This window comes from Cupriavidus necator N-1 (genome assembly GCF_000219215.1).
In the GTDB taxonomy this organism is placed as follows: Bacteria; Pseudomonadota; Gammaproteobacteria; order Burkholderiales; family Burkholderiaceae; genus Cupriavidus; species Cupriavidus necator.
In genome coordinates, this window is sequence record NC_015726.1 from 2,158,070 (window position 1) to 2,174,900 (window position 16,831).

At 62.8% G+C, this 16,831-nt stretch carries 18 protein-coding genes; 5 read left to right on the top strand and 13 right to left on the bottom strand.

The annotated features are described in order from the left end of the window. Nucleotides 1-69: 69 nt before the first annotated feature. From CNE_RS10140 to CNE_RS10150, 3 genes are all read left to right on the top strand, one after another. Nucleotides 70-1,833 (top strand): ABC transporter ATP-binding protein/permease, encoded by a 1,764-nt coding sequence (locus tag CNE_RS10140; protein WP_013957047.1) that lies wholly within the window; start codon nt 70-72, stop codon nt 1,831-1,833. An 85-nt stretch (nt 1,834-1,918) separates the two neighbouring features. Beyond that, nucleotides 1,919-2,956, top strand: a complete 1,038-nt coding sequence (locus tag CNE_RS10145; protein ID WP_013957048.1) for a transporter — start codon at nt 1,919-1,921, stop codon at nt 2,954-2,956. A 76-nt stretch (nt 2,957-3,032) separates the two neighbouring features. Beyond that, complete coding sequence (locus CNE_RS10150) at nt 3,033-3,515, top strand: DUF4440 domain-containing protein (RefSeq protein WP_041227965.1); 483 nt, start codon at nt 3,033-3,035, stop codon at nt 3,513-3,515. Between the two features lie 75 nt (nt 3,516-3,590). Here CNE_RS10150 and phbB read toward each other — a convergent pair whose 3' ends face one another. From phbB to CNE_RS10180, 6 genes are all read right to left on the bottom strand, one after another. Continuing rightward, a complete protein-coding gene (gene phbB / locus CNE_RS10155) occupies nt 3,591-4,334 on the bottom strand; it encodes an acetoacetyl-CoA reductase (protein ID WP_013957050.1) in 744 nt (247 codons plus the stop codon). A gap of 267 nt (nt 4,335-4,601) precedes the next feature. Beyond that, nucleotides 4,602-5,159, bottom strand: a complete 558-nt coding sequence (gene phaP3, locus CNE_RS10160; protein WP_013957051.1) for a TIGR01841 family phasin PhaP3 — start codon at nt 5,157-5,159, stop codon at nt 4,602-4,604. Between the two features lie 368 nt (nt 5,160-5,527). Then, entirely contained in the window at nt 5,528-7,606 is a 2,079-nt protein-coding gene (locus CNE_RS10165) for a copper-transporting P-type ATPase (protein WP_041227967.1), read from the bottom strand. 460 nt (nt 7,607-8,066) lie between these two features. Further along, on the bottom strand, nt 8,067-8,255 hold the full coding sequence (locus tag CNE_RS10170; RefSeq protein WP_049800562.1) for a CzcE family metal-binding protein: 189 nt from the start codon (nt 8,253-8,255) through the stop codon (nt 8,067-8,069). Nucleotides 8,256-8,296: 41 nt separating this feature from the next. Then, entirely contained in the window at nt 8,297-8,509 is a 213-nt protein-coding gene (locus CNE_RS10175; protein ID WP_041227969.1) for a hypothetical protein, read from the bottom strand. 470 nt (nt 8,510-8,979) lie between these two features. Next, entirely contained in the window at nt 8,980-9,417 is a 438-nt protein-coding gene (locus CNE_RS10180) for a YciI family protein (RefSeq protein WP_013957055.1), read from the bottom strand. 152 nt (nt 9,418-9,569) lie between these two features. Here CNE_RS10180 and CNE_RS10185 point away from each other — a divergent pair, with 152 nt between their 5' ends. Then, nucleotides 9,570-9,935 (top strand): ArsR/SmtB family transcription factor, encoded by a 366-nt coding sequence (locus CNE_RS10185; RefSeq protein WP_013957056.1) that lies wholly within the window; start codon nt 9,570-9,572, stop codon nt 9,933-9,935. A 40-nt stretch (nt 9,936-9,975) separates the two neighbouring features. Here CNE_RS10185 and arsB read toward each other — a convergent pair whose 3' ends face one another. From arsB to CNE_RS10220, 7 genes are all read right to left on the bottom strand, one after another. After that, on the bottom strand, nt 9,976-11,052 hold the full coding sequence (arsB, locus tag CNE_RS10190) for an ACR3 family arsenite efflux transporter (protein ID WP_013957057.1): 1,077 nt from the start codon (nt 11,050-11,052) through the stop codon (nt 9,976-9,978). A 16-nt stretch (nt 11,053-11,068) separates the two neighbouring features. Next, on the bottom strand, nt 11,069-11,563 hold the full coding sequence (locus CNE_RS10195; RefSeq protein WP_013957058.1) for an arsenate reductase ArsC: 495 nt from the start codon (nt 11,561-11,563) through the stop codon (nt 11,069-11,071). Between the two features lie 14 nt (nt 11,564-11,577). Further along, nucleotides 11,578-12,060: an ArsI/CadI family heavy metal resistance metalloenzyme gene (locus CNE_RS10200; protein ID WP_013957059.1), complete on the bottom strand. Its 483-nt coding sequence runs from the start codon at nt 12,058-12,060 to the stop codon at nt 11,578-11,580. A 13-nt stretch (nt 12,061-12,073) separates the two neighbouring features. Next, nucleotides 12,074-12,388, bottom strand: coding sequence for an ArsR/SmtB family transcription factor (locus tag CNE_RS10205; RefSeq protein WP_013957060.1), 315 nt, complete (start codon nt 12,386-12,388; stop codon nt 12,074-12,076). 118 nt (nt 12,389-12,506) lie between these two features. Beyond that, nucleotides 12,507-13,202: a hypothetical protein gene (locus tag CNE_RS10210; RefSeq protein ID WP_013957061.1), complete on the bottom strand. Its 696-nt coding sequence runs from the start codon at nt 13,200-13,202 to the stop codon at nt 12,507-12,509. 101 nt (nt 13,203-13,303) lie between these two features. Continuing rightward, a complete protein-coding gene (locus CNE_RS10215) occupies nt 13,304-14,689 on the bottom strand; it encodes an alkaline phosphatase (RefSeq protein ID WP_013957062.1) in 1,386 nt (461 codons plus the stop codon). 26 nt (nt 14,690-14,715) lie between these two features. After that, nucleotides 14,716-16,167 (bottom strand): alkaline phosphatase, encoded by a 1,452-nt coding sequence (locus CNE_RS10220; RefSeq protein ID WP_013957063.1) that lies wholly within the window; start codon nt 16,165-16,167, stop codon nt 14,716-14,718. Between the two features lie 242 nt (nt 16,168-16,409). On the opposite strand from CNE_RS10220, the gene CNE_RS10225 reads away from it, so the two are divergent. Beyond that, entirely contained in the window at nt 16,410-16,808 is a 399-nt protein-coding gene (locus CNE_RS10225) for a hypothetical protein (RefSeq protein WP_013957064.1), read from the top strand. Nucleotides 16,809-16,831: the final 23 nt, after the last annotated feature.

The following is a 16,831-nucleotide window of genomic DNA, read 5'->3' on the forward strand; positions in this document are numbered from 1 at the left end:
TTCTCCCGCGTGTCCCGTGGCGGGGCCATGTGGCGAGTATGCAATCCGGTTAGTGCTGGGAGATGGGATATGAGCGCCGTTCCTGAGTCGCGGGTCACCGGCACCACTTCGGCCCAAGGGAAACGCCCCGTCACTTCCACCCGGCACGTGTGGACCCGATACTGGGCCATTGCAAAACCTTACTGGTTCTCGCGGGAAAAATGGAAAGCCTCGGGCTTGCTGGTCCTGCTGATCCTGCTGCTGTTGGGCCAGACCCAGACCGAGGTACTGATCGTCAAGCAGACCGGTGAATTCACTTCGGCCCTGGCGGCGCAAGACGCGGATCGCTTCTGGGCCTCGATCACGAAGTGTCTTTATATCCTGATGGTGGCAGTTCCCATCTACGCTGTTTATTACTACCTGAGGAATAAGCTTGGCCTGCTCTGGAGGCGCTGGCTGACCAGTCACTATCTGGACCGGTATTTCAAAAGCCGGGTCTACTACAAGCTCAATTCAGATGCCGCGATCGACAACCCGGACCAGCGCATCGCGGAGGACATCAATACCTTCACGCGGCAATCCCTGTTTTTCCTTTCGATCGGCATCGGCGCGCTGCTGCAGCTCATTGCATTCAGCGCCGTCCTGTGGTCGATCTCCAGGGAGCTGGTCTACTTTCTTGTCATCTATGCCATCGCCGGCACATTCATCTCCATCTTCTTCTTCGGCCGCGTCCTGATCGGCCTGAACTTCTTCCAGCTAAGGCGGGAGGCGGATTTCCGCTTCAGCCTGATCCGGGTGCGTGAGAACGCCGAGTCCATCGCGTTCTATCGCGGCGAAGCGCTGGAATCAACCCATGTGAGCGGCCGTTTCGGTAAGGCCTTCCAGAACTTCGACCGCCTCATCAAGTGGCAGCTGAGCCTGAACATGTTCCAGTATGCCTATGGCTTCCTGACCATCCTGCTGCCCAGCGCCATCGTCGCTTCACGCGTGCTTTCCGGCGAGCTTGAAGTCGGCAGCGCCATCCAGGCGGCCGGCGCGTTCGCCGCCATACTGAACGCGCTGACCGTGATCGTTGACAACTTTGAAGACCTGAGCCGGTTCGTGGCGGGGCTGGATCGACTGGACACATTCTCCATCGCGCTGACCGGGACGGCAGCAGCCTCCGTGAAGCCGGCCACCACGATCGAGTCCATCCATGACTCCCGCCTGGCGCTGGAACATGTCACCTTGCGCACGCCGAATCAAGAGCGAACGCTGGTCACTGACCTGACCCTGTCGGTCAACCCGGGAGAGGGCCTGCTCATCGTCGGCGCCAGCGGCGGCGGCAAGAGTTCCCTGATGCGCGCGATCGCCGGATTGTGGAACAACGGCACGGGATGCATCGTGCGGCCAATGCCGCAGGAGATGCTATTCCTGCCGCAGCATCCTTACATGGTGGTCGGCAGCCTGCGCAGCCAGCTGCTGTACCCGAACCACATTGGCCAGCGGATCCCGGACGAGGAGCTTCTGAAGTTGCTGGAGATGGTCAACCTGAAGGACATCGCTGGCCGGTTTGGCGGCCTGGACACGGAAGTGGACTGGGGGAAAGTCCTGTCTCTTGGCGAGCAACAGCGGCTGACCATCGCTCGCGTACTGCTCTCAAAACCGCGCTATGTCATGCTGGACGAAGCGACCAGTGCCCTGGATATCCGCAATGAGGAAAGCATGTACCAGTTGCTGGCCGACCTGCAGGCGACGCTTGTCAGCGTCAGCCACCGCCCCACTCTGCTGAAATTCCACCACCAGGTCCTGGAACTGCCCGGGAACGGAAAGTGGTGGCTGCATCCGACCAGGGACTATCGCCTGGGGTGGTAGGCGTCCAGCTGCCTTGTAGCGGCCCCAACCATCATCGTGCTGTGCTAACGTCGCGCGAGGCACATTTGATGTGGAGGGCGTTTGCATGCAAGCGGGCATTGTCGAGGCCGGCTATGGCTCGGACCCGGTCGGTCTGGTCAGCGGTTTTCTGTTCGAACCCGGCGGACCGGTGCGCGAGATTGATTCCCGCGCCGCAGCGGCATGGCTGCAGCAGATGCCGTCAGTACCGCCGGACGCCGCGCACCATCGCCCCTTCCTGTGGCTACACTTCAACCTGTCGCACAGCGCATGCGAACGCTGGATGAAGGGCCAGCTGGCCCTGCCGGACGAATTCTTCGAGGCCCTGCGGCAGGGTTCGCGCTCGACGCGGATCGAGCGCCTGGACGCCGCCCTGCTGGCCGTGGTCAACGACGTGATCTACAACTTCGGCGTCACGTCGACGGATATCTCCACGCTCTGGGCCCACGCCGACCACCGCTTGCTGGTGACGGCCCGCGCCAGGCCGCTGCGTTCCGTGGACCGGCTGCGCGAGGCGGTGCGGCGCGGAGAGGCATTCCGCTCGCCACTGGACCTTGTGGTGCACCTGTTGCGTGACCAGGCCGACGTGCTGGTGCAGATCGTGCGCGAGACCGGTGTGAACGTCGACCAGATCGAGGACCAGTTGCTGTCGCAGCGCCTGCACGGCAACCGCGCCGACCTGGGTTCGATGCGGCGCGGGCTGGTGCGGCTGCAACGGCTGCTGGCGCCCGAGCCCGGCGCCCTGTTCCGGCTGTTGAACCGGCCGCCGGCCTGGCTGCAGGAATCGGACTTGCAGGAGTTGCGTGAATCGACCGAGGAATTCTCGCTGGTACTCAACGACCTGGCCGCGCTGGTCGAACGCATCAAGCTGTTGCAGGAAGAAATTGCCGCCAAGCTCAACGAGCAAACCAACCGCACGCTGTTCACGCTGACGCTGGTGACTGTGCTGGCGCTTCCGATCAATATCGTGGCCGGCTTCTTCGGCATGAATGTGGGCGGCATTCCGCTGGCCGGACACCCGCACGGCTTTTGGGTACTGGTGGCGCTAGTGGCAAGTTTCACGGTACTGGCCGGGCGCTGGGCATTCCGCAAGCAGGCCGGGTAGGTAACGCTTGCGGGATGTACCATACTTCAGGCAGTGTCCCCTGGCTCTCAACCCCCCAAACCTGAGGAACCCGGCCATGAAGCTACTTCGCATTGCTGCCCTGGCGTTCGTGCTTTCGGGATGCGCCATGAACCAGGGCGCGCCAGGCACGGCGCAGGCGTCGCGCACAGAAAGCTGCAAGATGACGTCGGAGCAGGAGATTGCGGCGTTGTTTGATCGATGGAATCGGTCACTGCAGACAGGCGATCCACACAAGGTGGTGGCCAACTATGCGGAACGGTCCATTCTTCTTCCGACGGTATCCAACAAGCCTCGCTTGACCGTCGCGGAGAAAGAGGACTATTTCCATCACTTCCTGCAAAACGGTCCGTCCGGGAAGATCGACTTCCGCACCATTGAGCTGGGATGCAATTCCGCGGTGGATTCCGGGCTCTACACCTTCACCTTCGCACGGACGGGCGCCGTGGTGAAGGCCCGCTTTACCTACACCTATCACTGGGATGGCAAGCAATGGCTCATTACAAGCCATCACTCGTCGGCCATGCCGGAGAAGACGTAACTGAGGCCTGAGCCTCAGTTACCGAGGGCGAGGGCCCCGCCGCGCACTCACCTGGCGGCGCCTGGCCCAGCGCCCTTACTGCATGTGCTGCCCGCCGTTGATGGCGATATTGGACCCGGTCACGTAGGCCGCATCCTCCGAGCACAGGTAGGCAACCAGTGCGGCGACTTCTTCCGGCTTGCCGACGCGGCCGACCGGAATCTGCGGCAGGATCTTGGTCTCCATGATTTCCTTGGGCACGGCGTTGACCATCTTGGTGGCAAGGTAGCCCGGAGAGACGGTGTTGACGGTCACGCCCTTTCTTGCCACTTCCAGTGCCAGCGACTTGGTGAAGCCGTGCATCCCGGCCTTGGCGGCTGCATAGTTGGTCTGACCAAAGGCGCCCTTGGATGCGTTGACCGACGAGATGTTGATGATGCGTCCCCAGCCGCGTTCGACCATGCCTTCGCAAAGCGGCTTGGTGAGATTGAACACCGAGTCGAGGTTGGTCCGCATCACGGCATCCCAGTTCGGCTTGTCCATCTTCTTGAAGGCCATGTCGCGGGTAATGCCGGCGTTGTTCACCAGGATATCTACGCGACCTACGTCAGCCAGGATCTGCGCAGCGCAAGCCTGGCAGGCATCGTAGTCGGAGACATCCACCTCGTAGGCACGCATCTCGCGGCCGCTGGCGGCCATCGCGGCAAGCCAGTCCTGGGCGTTCGCATTGCCCGGCGAGTGCGTCACCACCACGGTGTGGCCTGCGTCGTGCAACTTGATGCTGATGGCTTCTCCCAGCCCACCCATACCACCTGTTACCAGTGCAATTCTCTTCGTCATGCTGCGTGCTTCATTCTCGTAAAGTTGAAAGACCCCTGCCTTGCCGGGACGGGCGTTTGCCCTGACTATCCCGACCACATTCCCACTGCCCTGGCGCGAAAATAGCGAGGGCGAGCCGGGCCGGATGATTCCGGTCCCGGCTTGTATGCCGATGCGGGAAGATTGGCGTCGCAGTGCTGCACACCAGGAGAACTGATGCCCCTGGCCTGCAAGCCTGCGATCTCTGTTCAGCGCGCCGGCCTGGCCGGCACGGCCGGCCGCACGCCGTTACTGCTTCGAAGCGCGGGGCGCCGCCTGCTGGGCCGCGCCGGACGCAGCTGCGGCGGTCTTGGCAAAGTTGGCCTTGGCGGCTTCAGCCGTCTGCTTTGCGGCGTCCTGGAACGATTGAAAGGTGCTGCTGGCGGCCGCTACGCTCGATTGCAGCAGCGCGGTGATCGCTTCAGACCCGGCCGGCGCGTTCTTCACGAAGGTGTCGACGAAGGCTTGCACATTGCGGTTGTGCTGTTCGTACTGGCCCTCGACCGCCTTGGTCAGTTCCACCTGCGTGTTCGACGCGATTTCGTACACGTGGCGTGCATACGCAACCGCCTTCTCCGCGGCGGGCTGGGCCAGATTGCTCTGCACGGCGAACACGTCACGCAGGTCCTTTCCGGCCAGCACCGCTTCGACATTGCCCTGGCCTTCGGCAAGCGTCGTCCTGACTGCCTGCAGGTTCAACTCGGTCAACTTCTGGAAGCCGTCAAAAGCCATGTTCGTCAGCGCGAACAGTTGGTTCAGACTGGACTTTTGCACTGCAGCAAATTGCTCGGGCATAAAAGGGGACATGCGAAATCTCCTGTGGATTGATCGAACGGATTCGCGCAAGAGTGCTGCAAATTGAATCCGCCACCGTATGGCTTGCGGATTGGCAGCGCCACCAATCCTGCAGCGCACCATCCGAGTGCGAATCCTAGAGGCTTTCCTCTAATTTGATCCCTAGGTATATACCCAAAAAGTCTTTAAAACATGACATTAAAAGTGCAATATAAGACACTTACGTTACATGTATTTACGTAGAAATGTTGCGGTGCATGACACGTGTGGGGCGCACCTCACCCCGGACGCTTGAAACGGATCGCCGAATACACCAAGAGGGAGAAGCGGAAATGGGATCGAGGCAACAGGATCGCGGCGGCCCGAGCTGACGGCACGGCTCATGTAGCAGCCTTCCTGAGCCGCAACGCATTGGTAATGACCGAGGCAGAACTCAGGCTCATCGCCAGCGCCGCAATCATCGGCGACAACAGCAGGCCTGTCATTGGATACAGAACGCCCGCCGCCAGCGGAACGCCCAAGGCGTTATAAATGAACGCAAAACCGAGGTTCTGCTTCATGTTCCGAATGGTCGCTTGCGAGAGTTTCCGGGCACGGGCAATGCCGCGCAAATCCCCTTTGACCAGCGTGACCTGAGCGCTGTTCATCGCGACATCAGTGCCCGTGCCCATGGCAATACCAACGTCCGCCTTCGCCAGCGCCGGCGCATCATTGATACCGTCGCCCGCCATGGCCACCACCGCGCCTGCCTGTTGCAGGGAACTGACAAGTTCAAGCTTGTCGGCCGGCTTCACCTCGCCGTGGAACTCGTCAATGCCGAGTTTCCCGGCCACCGCCTTTGCCGTTGCAATCCCGTCACCGGTCGCCATCACGACACGGATACCTTCTTCCCTGAGATGCGCCAGCGCCTCCGGCGTGGTGGCCTTGACCGGATCCGAGACGGCGAGCAGGCCAGCAAGCGTGCCTTCGACGGCGAGATACATCACGCTGGCGCCTTGCGCACGCAGCGCATCAGCCTGCGCCACGAGCCGATCAATGGGAATTCCTTCAGCTTGCATGAGCGCCGTGTTTCCGATCGCGACCTTCCTGCCGCCCAGCTTGCCTCTTACCCCGATCCCGGAACTCGACTCGAAGCCCTCCGGCTTTTCCAACTGCAGGCCGCGCTCACGGGCTGCTTCAACAATCGCGGCAGCCAGAGGATGTTCGCTGCCCTGATCCAGGCTGGCAGCTAACCGCAGCACGTCCTCCTCGGCATAGCCATTGGTGCCGATCGCGCGCTCAAAAACCGGCCGACCCTCGGTGAGCGTCCCGGTCTTGTCGATAATCAGGGTATCGACCGTGCGCAGGTTCTCGATTGCAGCGGCATCGCGGAACAGCACGCCGTTGGAAGCGCCCTTCCCGCTTGCGACCATGATGGACATCGGCGTGGCGAGACCCAGTGCGCACGGACATGCGATGATCAGCACCGCGACCGCATTGATCAGGCCGAACACCCAGCTCGGCTCGGGGCCGAAGAGTCCCCACGCGACAAAAGTCAGCACCGCAATGCCGATGACACCGAGGACGAAGACGCCGGCAACCTTGTCCGCCATCCGCTGCATCGGCGCCTTCGATCGCTGCGCTTGCGCCACCATCTGGACTATCTGGGACAGCACGGTCTGGGAGCCTACCTTTTCGGATTGGATGACGAGGCTGCCCGACGTGTTCATCGTGGCGCCGATGACGCGGTCGCCGACGCGCTTGGTGGTCGGAATGGGCTCGCCGGTTATCATCGATTCGTCGACCGCGCTGGAGCCTTCCGTTACCACGCCATCGACCGGCACCTTCTCGCCGGGCCGCACGCGCAGCAGGTCGCCCACGTGGACATGGCTGAGCGGCACGTCCTCTTCGGCTCCGTCGGGGCCGATACGCCTCGCCGTCTTTGGCGCCAGTCCCAGCAGCGACTTGATGGCGGCGGAAGTCTGGGAGCGGGCCTTTAGTTCAAGCAACTGACCCAGCAGCGTGAGGGAAATGATCACCGCCGCTGCCTCGAAGTAGACACCGATGCGGCCATGCTCGGCAAACACCTGCGGAAATACGCCAGGTATGACGGTCGCAATGACGCTGTAGACATAGGCCGCACCTGTGCCGATTCCGATCAGCGTCCACATGTTCGGACTGCGGTTGACGATCGACTGGAAACACCGCACGAAGAACGGCCAGCCCGCCCACAGCACCACAGGCGTCGCCAATGCAAGCTCTACCCAGCTCTGGGTCGACACCTGCATCCAGCCAAGGCGATGCCCGAACATGGCCAGTACGAACACCACACCGGTGAGCGGTAGCGTCCACCAGAAGCGGTGACGAAAATCCACCAGCTCGGGGTTCTCTCCTTCATCCAGTTCCGGCAACAACGGTTCCAGCGCCATGCCGCATTTGGGGCAGTTGCCCGGATGATCCTGGCGGATCTCCGGGTGCATGGGACAGGTATAGATTGTTCCCTCGGCAGCTGGCTGCGCCGCCCCGGCGCCAGTGCCAGCCTGTTCATGAACATGGTCATGGTGATGCGCATGCTCGTGATGATGACCAGGATCGGACTGGTCCTGAGCCGAGGTATGTGCACCGGCGCTGTGGCGGCCAGGCTCGGTTGCATCGCGTTCGTTGCTTGTCCTGTTCATCCTGGCTTCCTTCAGTTGTTGGGCCGGGCATCCACTGCGTCATCCGGCTTGCCTTTTACCTTCATGACACGCTCCTTACGCGAAGATGACGGCCATTCGAGATGGGACGTCCATGTCACGCCTGATGACGCCAGCTTAGAGGTTCCCATCGTTGGAAGGTCAAGGGCAAGGAGGCACGGTGGCTGGACTGCTCTCAAAGAACCAACGCGCTCGGGTCCAGGATGAGTTGGCCGCCAACGAGAAGTCGCCTTCAGGGGCGAGGTCAGCCGCCGGTGAAGAGATGACTACGGTCGATATAGACGCGAACACCTTGAGCATCCGGCACGCCCGGCAAGAGGACCCCCAGGTCTACGTTCGTTCCGCGAATCGATTCGGCAAACTTCCACGTTGCCTCCTGCTCGCCACTCCTGAACGTCACGGTCTCGCTGGACGCAACGTTGACGTACTTCATGCCGGAGGTCACCGCCACGGTGCGGGAAGCTGTTCCTGCAGCTACCTGGCTGCCAAAAAGGCGGCCTGCGAACCGACACGCGTTGCGCTTACCTGCGCTGCTGCCGGAGCTGCGGCGGGTTCTGCGGCCTGGCGCTGAACATGCTGCGCCACGTCGTCGCCGGCGTTGGTCTTCGACTTATCGGTGCTCCATGCTGTGGAGATGGACAACGCCAAAAGAATCAGCGCGACGGCCACGGACTTGTTGGTTTTCATGGTGCACTCCATTGAAGTTTCGAGGCATCGACCTCTTGAATCAATGGTATGAGGCTATGTCTCACCGGGGCGTTACGCGGCCATTACATGCCGGTAAGCTGTAGTGCCACTAGCCTGTCCAGTCGGCGATGCCGTTCGCGGATGAGTACGTCAGAAGGCAGGCATTCATAATCGCCCTGAAGAACAGCCGACGTTGCTTGACCTTCCTCCCATGGGAAGGTCCATTTGAATGACGATGTCCTTGCCGTGTTCAGGCGGGCATGCGAGCAAGAACAATATGTCGTCGCCGATCTTCTCCTGAGCGCCCTCGAAGCCATGGCTGGTCAAGGCCAGGACAGCCGGCAACTGGACGAGACGTACCTCGTTTTGGCGAACTGCTGCGCGCCTGAAAGCCGCGGCAATGCGTGGGATACCGCCCCCGCCTCGCAGACAAGCGCGAGGCACCTTGCCCTGTGCGTTTGGGGCTCCCGTCAGCGCGCCTTGTTCGCAAGCGCTTCTACTTCAGCGCGCAACCGCTCTTCCTGCTCCCGCAGTTCTGGCGTGAGTTCAGCACCGAAGTCCTCGACCTCAAACAGCGGGCGAATCTCGATTTCGGACTCGCTTTCCATGGGGTTGGGGCAGCGCCTGACCCATTCGACAGCCTCATCCATTGACTCGACCTGCCACAACCAGAATCCGGCAACGAGTTCGTTGGTTTGCGGAAACGGCCCATCCGTCACAGTCCGCTGGTCGCCCGAAAAGCGCACCCGCTTTCCCCTGGCGCTCGGGTGCAAGCCCTCGCCCGCAAGCATGACGCCTGCCTTGACGAGCTCTTCATTGAACTTGCCCATTGCCGCAAGCAACTCCGTGCTTGGCATCTTGCCGCTTTCTGATTCGCTCGTGGCCTTCACCATCACTATGACACGCATTGTGTTCCTCCTAGACGGAATCGTTGGCGCCACAAAATACCGAAGCGGAGCCGCTGCGGCAGTGAGCGCCGGAACCAGGATCCAATCAGAATAGTTGAATTCGACAGCACCTGACTTGCGCGGACCGCGCCAGTGCCTCTACAGTTCGACCGATGAAGAATGAAACTGCCGTAGCAGCGCTCGCTGCACTTGCCCAGGATTCCCGATTGGCGATCTTCCGCTTGCTGGTCCAGGCCGGCCCGGACGGCGTCAGCGCGGGCCGGATCCGCGAAGCGCTGGGTGTGGCACCCGCGACGCTGTCCTTCCATCTGAAAGAACTGGTTCACGCCGGCCTCATCAAGAACACACAGGAAGGCAAGTTCGTGATCTATCGAGCCCAATTCGAGACGATGAACGCGCTCATTGCCTTCCTGACGGAACATTGCTGCGAAGGCAATCCGCAAGGCTGCGGCGTGCCGGATGTAGCATGCAAGCCGGCGGCCACTAAACGCGGCGGCGTCTCGACCGAACCGGCCTGAGCATCACGGTCGTCGAGATCAGAGCGCCCTGGGGCGAGCGTCAGGCCTTGCGCCCCGCTTCATACCAGCCTTGGGTCCGATTGACGATGCCGACCACCAGCAGCATGACCGGCACTTCAATCAGCACCCCGACCACGGTTGCCAGCGCCGCCCCTGACTTGAAGCCGAACAGGCTGATCGCCGTCGCCACCGCCAGCTCGAAGAAATTGCTGGCGCCGATCAGCGAGGACGGGCCCGCCACGCAATGCGCCACACCCAGCTTCCGGTTCAGCAGATACGCCAGGCCGGAATTCAGGAACACCTGGATCAGGATGGGCACCGCCAGCAGCGCGATCACCAGCGGTTGCTCGATGATGGCCTGGCCCTGGAAGGCGAACAGCAGCACCAGCGTCAACAGCAGCGCGGCGATGGAATACGGTCCGAGCTTGCCCACGACCCGCTGGAAATGCGCCACGCCCTTGCTCAGCAGCAGCTTGCGCAGCACCTGCGAAATCGCCACCGGCACCACGATATACAGCGCAACCGACGTCAGCAGCGTATCCCACGGCACCGTGATCGACGACAGGCCAAGCAGCAGTGCCACCACCGGCGCGAACGCCACCACCATGATGGCATCGTTCAGCGCCACCTGCGACAGCGTGAAATACGGGTCGCCCTTGCAGAGCTGGCTCCAAACGAACACCATCGCCGTGCACGGTGCCGCAGCCAGCAGGATCAGCCCGGCGATATAGCTGTCGAGCTGCTCGGCGGGCAGCATGGGCGCAAACAGGTGCCGCACGAACAGCCAGCCCAGCAGCGCCATCGAGAACGGCTTGACCGCCCAGTTGATGAACAGCGTCACACCGATGCCGCGCCAGTGGGATTTCACCTGGCCCAGTGCGCCGAAGTCGATCTTCAGCAGCATCGGGATAATCATGATCCAGATAAGGATGCCGACCGGCAGGTTCACCTGCGCGTACTCCATGCTGCCGATCGCCTGGAACGCGCCCGGCATCGCCTGCCCCAGCGCAATCCCGACGATGATGCACAGGGCAACCCACATGGTCAGGTAGCGTTCAAAGAAGCCAATGGCGGGCTTCGTCGAAATGGGGGCGTGGGTGGTTGCGTGCTGATTCATTGGAGTTCCGGCGCCTTCAGTTCTTCGCGATCGCGTTGAGTGCGTCCTGCAGCTGCGCATTGCTCATGCCTTCCAGCGGCAACGCCAGCAGTTGCAGCATGCGGTAGCCAATGGCCTCGCGCGTCAGCTCGAACGCCAGGCGCTTGCCTTCGTCGCCGCCCAGGGCGTTGGACGGATCGGCATAGCCCCAGTGCACCTTGACCGGGCTGCCAGGCCAATAGGGGCACTGCTCCGCCGCGGCGCTGTCGCAGACCGTGATCACGATCCGCATTTCCGGCGCGTTGTCGCCGACGAATTCGTCCCAGCTCTTGCTGCGGTAGCCGGTCACGTCGACACCGGCATTGGTCAGCGCCTCCAGTGCGAACGGGTTCAGGCGCCCGCTCGGTGCGCTGCCGGCGCTGAAGGCGCGCACATCCTTGCCGAGCTTCCTGGCCCAATGGTTGAGCATCCCTTCGCTCAGCACACTGCGGGCGGAGTTATGGGTGCACAGGATCAGAACGTTGGTGGTCATGGGAGAAGGTGTGCTCAGCAGCACGACGAGTTGGAGTTCACCGCAATCCCGATCGGCTTGCCGCGCGGGGCACGCGGGGCACAGCAGGCGGAGCCTTCGGCGGACGTCGGTTCAGGCTTGCTTTCACCAAATACAGGTACGTTGCCCAGCGTATGGAAGTGCTCCCATGCAATGCCCTGTGGATCGGTGACCCAGTGCTTTTCGCTGCGGGCATAGCAGCAGGTGGTTTCACCCTGGTCCAGCAGCGCCATATCGGCCGCCTCGGCGCGCGCTTTCAGTTCAGCAAGCTCGGCGGCGTCATCAGTCTGGAAACCGAGATGGTCGACGCCCGCCCCCTGGCCGCGCGTGGAGATTGCGAAGTTGATGCGCGGATCCTCGAGCATCCATTTGGCGTAGTCGCTCTCGACTCGCGTCGGTTCAGCGGCAAAGAGCTTCGAATAGAAGGCAATGCTCTTGCCAAGGTCGTCGACATGGACGTGAACGTGAAAGCGCTTCATCTGGACATCTCCATCAGCAGTGACAGGAAACCGCCGCTTCCTCGACGCCTTCGCAGCAATTGGCGGTCAGGTAGCCGAGCAACGCATTCATATGCGCGAAAGCGGCGCGATAGATCAGGTTGCGTCCGTCCCGCTCCTGCGTCACCAGGCCGGCGTGCGCCAGTTCCTTCAGGTGGAACGACAAGGTGGCCGCAGGCACGCCCAGCCGCTCGACCATCGCGCCGGGTGTCATGCCACCCGGGCCGGCGACGACCAGCATTCGAAAGACCTGGAGGCGCAGCCCGTGGGCCAGTGCCGCAAGGGAGCGGACAACATCATTCTCTTCCATATTTCTACAATACTGGAAATGTGGGATTGATGCAATACCCGATCCGGCGAAGCGCTGCGGGCGCCCTGCCCGCCGTCCGCGTCGTTCCTGGGACAACCCTGCCCGCGATGCCCGCGTCCTAGTCCATCAGATCCGTGTACTCACCTTTCGCATAGGGCCGTGTGCGGTTCCACGGAGCGGGTTGCGGCAAGGCAGCGGCGGTCACCCGCGTGATCTTCTTCTGCGTGCCGCTGGCATTGCGCGACTGGACCAGTCGCGGATACTGGCCGGCCACGTCCCACTGGACCGTCACCTGTTCATCGCCGCGCTTTGCGCGGTACTCCTGCACACCGCCGCGCGCAGGGCCGCTTGCGCTCATGGTCTTGAGCGCTGCCGGATCCAGCAGGTGGTAGGCGGTCGCCCACGAGCCGTCGAAGCCGACGTTGCCATACTCGGCCGGGCTGACTTCGAAGGTCTTGCGCATGGCGTCGCTGACCAGCCGCACCGACAGCTTGCCGGACGGCTGCCGCTCGATCCAGCGCGCGGCGGCCGACATGTCCATGTGCTTATGGCCCTTGTCTGCCTTGGCGTGCTCGGCTTCGTCATGCGCCCCGTGCGGGATCTCGCGCTCGATCCAGACCGTGCCGCCCTCGCGGTAGACACGTTCGGTGAAGTAGATGTCGCGACGCACACCGTCGGCCCCGATCGCCGACAACTCATGCTGCACGCGCAGCGCCAGGGGGCCGGTGGCCTTGGCCGGCTCTGCCGCCACGGCGGTGAAGGCTGCCGAGACCAGCAGCAGTGCGAGGACTGGAGTGGCTTGCTTGGTTTTCATGAAATCCGTTCAGAAAGCGAAAATGCGCACGCCGGCAAACCGGCGCGCGCATGGCATCAAAAGACACTGTGCTCAGTCGTGCAGCAAGGCCGCGGCCGCCATCAGAGGCCCAGCGCGGACTTCACGACGCTGAAGACCTTGGTGTTATCGATGGTGCCCTTGAGCGCGGCATTGCCCGGCCCCGTCGAGAACAGCATCACATCGCCGCCGCCGTGGGTTTCCGAGCCCGGCGAGCCGAGGTTCACGCCGACTTCCTGCAGGTAGCCGTCGGCCGTGGTGTCCACCAGCGCGGGATTGTCGCGCGGGGACTTGCGCGGACCACCGCCGTTGCCAAACACCAGCGTGGTGTAAGGCAGGCCGTCGGCCGCCGTGGCCGGCTGCTTGGTCTTGATGTCCGTCACCGTGCCCAGGATCGGGTTGCCGCGATGCGAGTAGCCGTTGATCGTCATCGTGTGGTCGTGGTCGGCGGTGACGACGATCATCGTGTTCGACAGGTCCACCATCGACAGCGCACGCTTGATGGCATCGTCAAACGCGATCGTGTCTTCCAGCGCGCGCTTGGCGTTGGTGCCGTGCAGCGCATGGTCGATCCGGCCGCCCTCCACCATGAGGAAATAGCCGCTGCCGTTCTTCTGCAGGATGCGGATGGCCTTCTCGGTCATGTCGGCCAGGCTAGGCTCGTCGACATTGTTCTTGACGCGGTCCAGCTCGTAGTTGAGGTGGTCCATGTTGAACAGGCCGAGCAGCTTGTTGGTGGATGCCGGATCCACGGCCTTGAACGCGGTGCCGGTGGTCACATAGGTGTAGCCCGGGAACTGCGTGGTCAGGTCGACGCCATCCGTGCGCTTGCCACCCGCGGCACTGGGCAGGAACTGGCGGCGGCCGCCGCCAAGCAGCACGTCCAGGCCGTCCTTGAGCGCCGTGTTGTAGCCGGCGTTGCCGGGCGTTGCCTGTGCGGCGATGTTGTTCTCGCCGTCGCGGTGGCAGACGTGCGAGAAGGTGGCCGCCGGCGTCGCGTGCGTCACGCGCGTAGTGGTCACCGCGCCGACCGACTTGCCGGCGGCCTTGGCCAGTTCCAGCACGGTCACGACCGGCGAGCCGTTGCCGCTGGGACAGGTGCTGTCACCGGCGCTGGTCACATAGGACTTGCCGGTGCCGTCGCTGGCCTTGGTATCAGCCGACATGGAGATGACTTCGTTGTTCATCTTCACGCCGGTCATGTAGGCCGCCATCGACGGCGCGCTGTCGGTGGTCTGCGCGTCGTTCGAATACGTCTTCACGCGCGCGGTGCGCTTGAGCGACTCCATGTTGAGCTTGCCCGTCTCGCCATACTTGTAGATGCGCGAAGCGGTGACGGTGGTCGGGCCCATGCCGTCGCCCAAGAAGAAGATGACATTTTTGGCCTCGCCCGCGGCTTGCGCAGGGAGGGCAATGCAGGCGCAGGCAGCCGCAACTGCGGACAGGCCGGTTCGAATGATGAGTTTCATGGCGTTATTCCGTCAGCGATAGTGGCTTAGAGGCCGATGGCCGTCTTGATCAGGCCGAACACCTCGGTGTTGTTCATCACACCGGTGAAGGATTCGGCACCATTGCCCAGTGCGCCGATAAAGACATCGGTGCCGCCATGGGTCTCGCCACCTGCCGCCATCGGGATCGCGGCTTCCTGGTGATAGCTCTTGTCGTAGACCTGTGCATCGGTCAGCGCGGTGCGCGTGGCCGGGCGGTTTTCGCCGTTGCCGAAACCGATGATGGTGAAGGGATTGCCGCCGGAGTCCGTGGACAGTGCGCCGGTCACGTAGTTCTTCAGCAGGCCCAGCACGCCGGGGTTGCTGTCGCTGGTGGGGCCGGTGCGCTTGGCGTAGCCATTGAGTACCAGCGTGTGGTCATGGTCGGCGGTGACGACGATCAGCGTGTTCTTCAGGCCCGGGTCGATCACGTTGAGCTTGTCGATGGCGGTCTTGATCGCGGTGTCGAAGGCCACGGTGTCCTGCAGCGCCTTGCGCGCGGTGGTTTCATGCAAGGCGTGGTCGATGCGGCCGCCTTCCACCATCAGGAAGAAACCCTTCTTCTTCGCGGCAAGCACGTCGATGGCCTTGCTGGTCATCTCCGCCAGGCTCGGCTCGTCGCCGGGAACGCGGTCCAGGTCGTAGGCCATATGGCTGGACGTGAACAGGCCTGCCACCTTCTTGGCGCTGGCGGCGTCGATCTTGTCGAACTCGGCCTTGCTGGACGCGTAGGTATAGCCGGCCTTCGTCAGCTCGCCAACCAGGTCGCGGCCGTCGGTGCGGGCGCCACCCGCGGCCTTGCTCTGGAAGTGCTTGCGGCCGCCGCCGAAGATCACATCGACGCCGTCGCCTAGCGCGCTGTTGTAGCCGGCGCCGTTCGGCACCAGTTGCGCGGCGATGGTGTTCTCGGCATCGCGGTGGCAGACGTGCGCGTAGGTCGTGGCGGGAGTCGCGTGCGTGATGCGGGTGGTGGTGACCACGCCGGTGCCATAGCCTGCCGTCTTCATCTGCTCGAGCAGCGTCGGCACGCTCTGGCCGTTGCCGGAAGCCGGGCAGGTGCTGTCCGCGCCGGACAGATAGTCCTTGCCGCTGGCATCAAAGGCACTGGTCTCCGGCGTCATCGAGATGACTTCGTTGTTCATCTTGACGCCGGTCATGTAGGCCGCCATCGACGGCGCGCTGTCGGTCACCTGCGCGTTGTTCGAATAGGTCCGGATAAACCCGCTCTCGGGGAGCGTGTCCATGGTCAGCTCACCATCCTCGCCGACCTTGTAGATCCGCGCCGCAGTCATCGTCGCCATGCCCATGCCGTCGCCAAGGAAGAACACGACGTTCTTCGTGGGCGCGGCGCTGCCGCCAGCCGGCGGCTGCGTGACCGACGCATTGCTGTCATCATCGCTGCCGCACGACGCCACGGCCAGCGCCAGCAGCGGTGCCGCCAGTATTGAAAGACGCCTCATATTTCCTCCCCGTTGGTTTTGGCGGGAGGATGCACGACGAATATTTCGGCACCGTGACGCGTCACATATAGACGGCAACGTTGTCACTGCAGTCAAACATCGAAAAGTGCAGCATCAGGCAGCTCGCCATGATCGGCCTGTTGAAGGCGAACGGCCCGCCTGTGCGGCGAGCTGCCGCAGTAGTGAAGCTGCCTGGTGACGCTGAACACTGCTATATTGTCGCCAAAACAGGCACCGCTCTCGTGGGTAAATCGCATCGCCGGCCATGGTTCGCCGGCTTCCTCCTCGTTGTCTTCCTGGCAGCCCAGCTGGCAGCGGCGGCGTACGCTTGTACCGGCAGCCGCTACCAGGCGGAACACAGCGGCACGATGGCGGCGATGACCGAGTCCTGTGCCGAGATGGCCACCAGCGACAGCCAGCAAGGTATCGACCAGAGCGGGCTTTGCCTCGCGCATTGCCAGGCCGATGCCAAGAACGCCGACCATGCTTCGCCGCAGCTTCCGGCCTTCATGCCGGTGCTGATGCGCGTGATTGAGCCAACGCGCGTGGTCCTGGCGGAGGTTCGCGTTGCGCTGCGCGCCGAGGCAGAGGCGCGCGGTCCACCACCCCTCACCATCCTTCACTGCAGTTTCCAGACTTAGCCTCCGGTTCGACGTCACCTGGT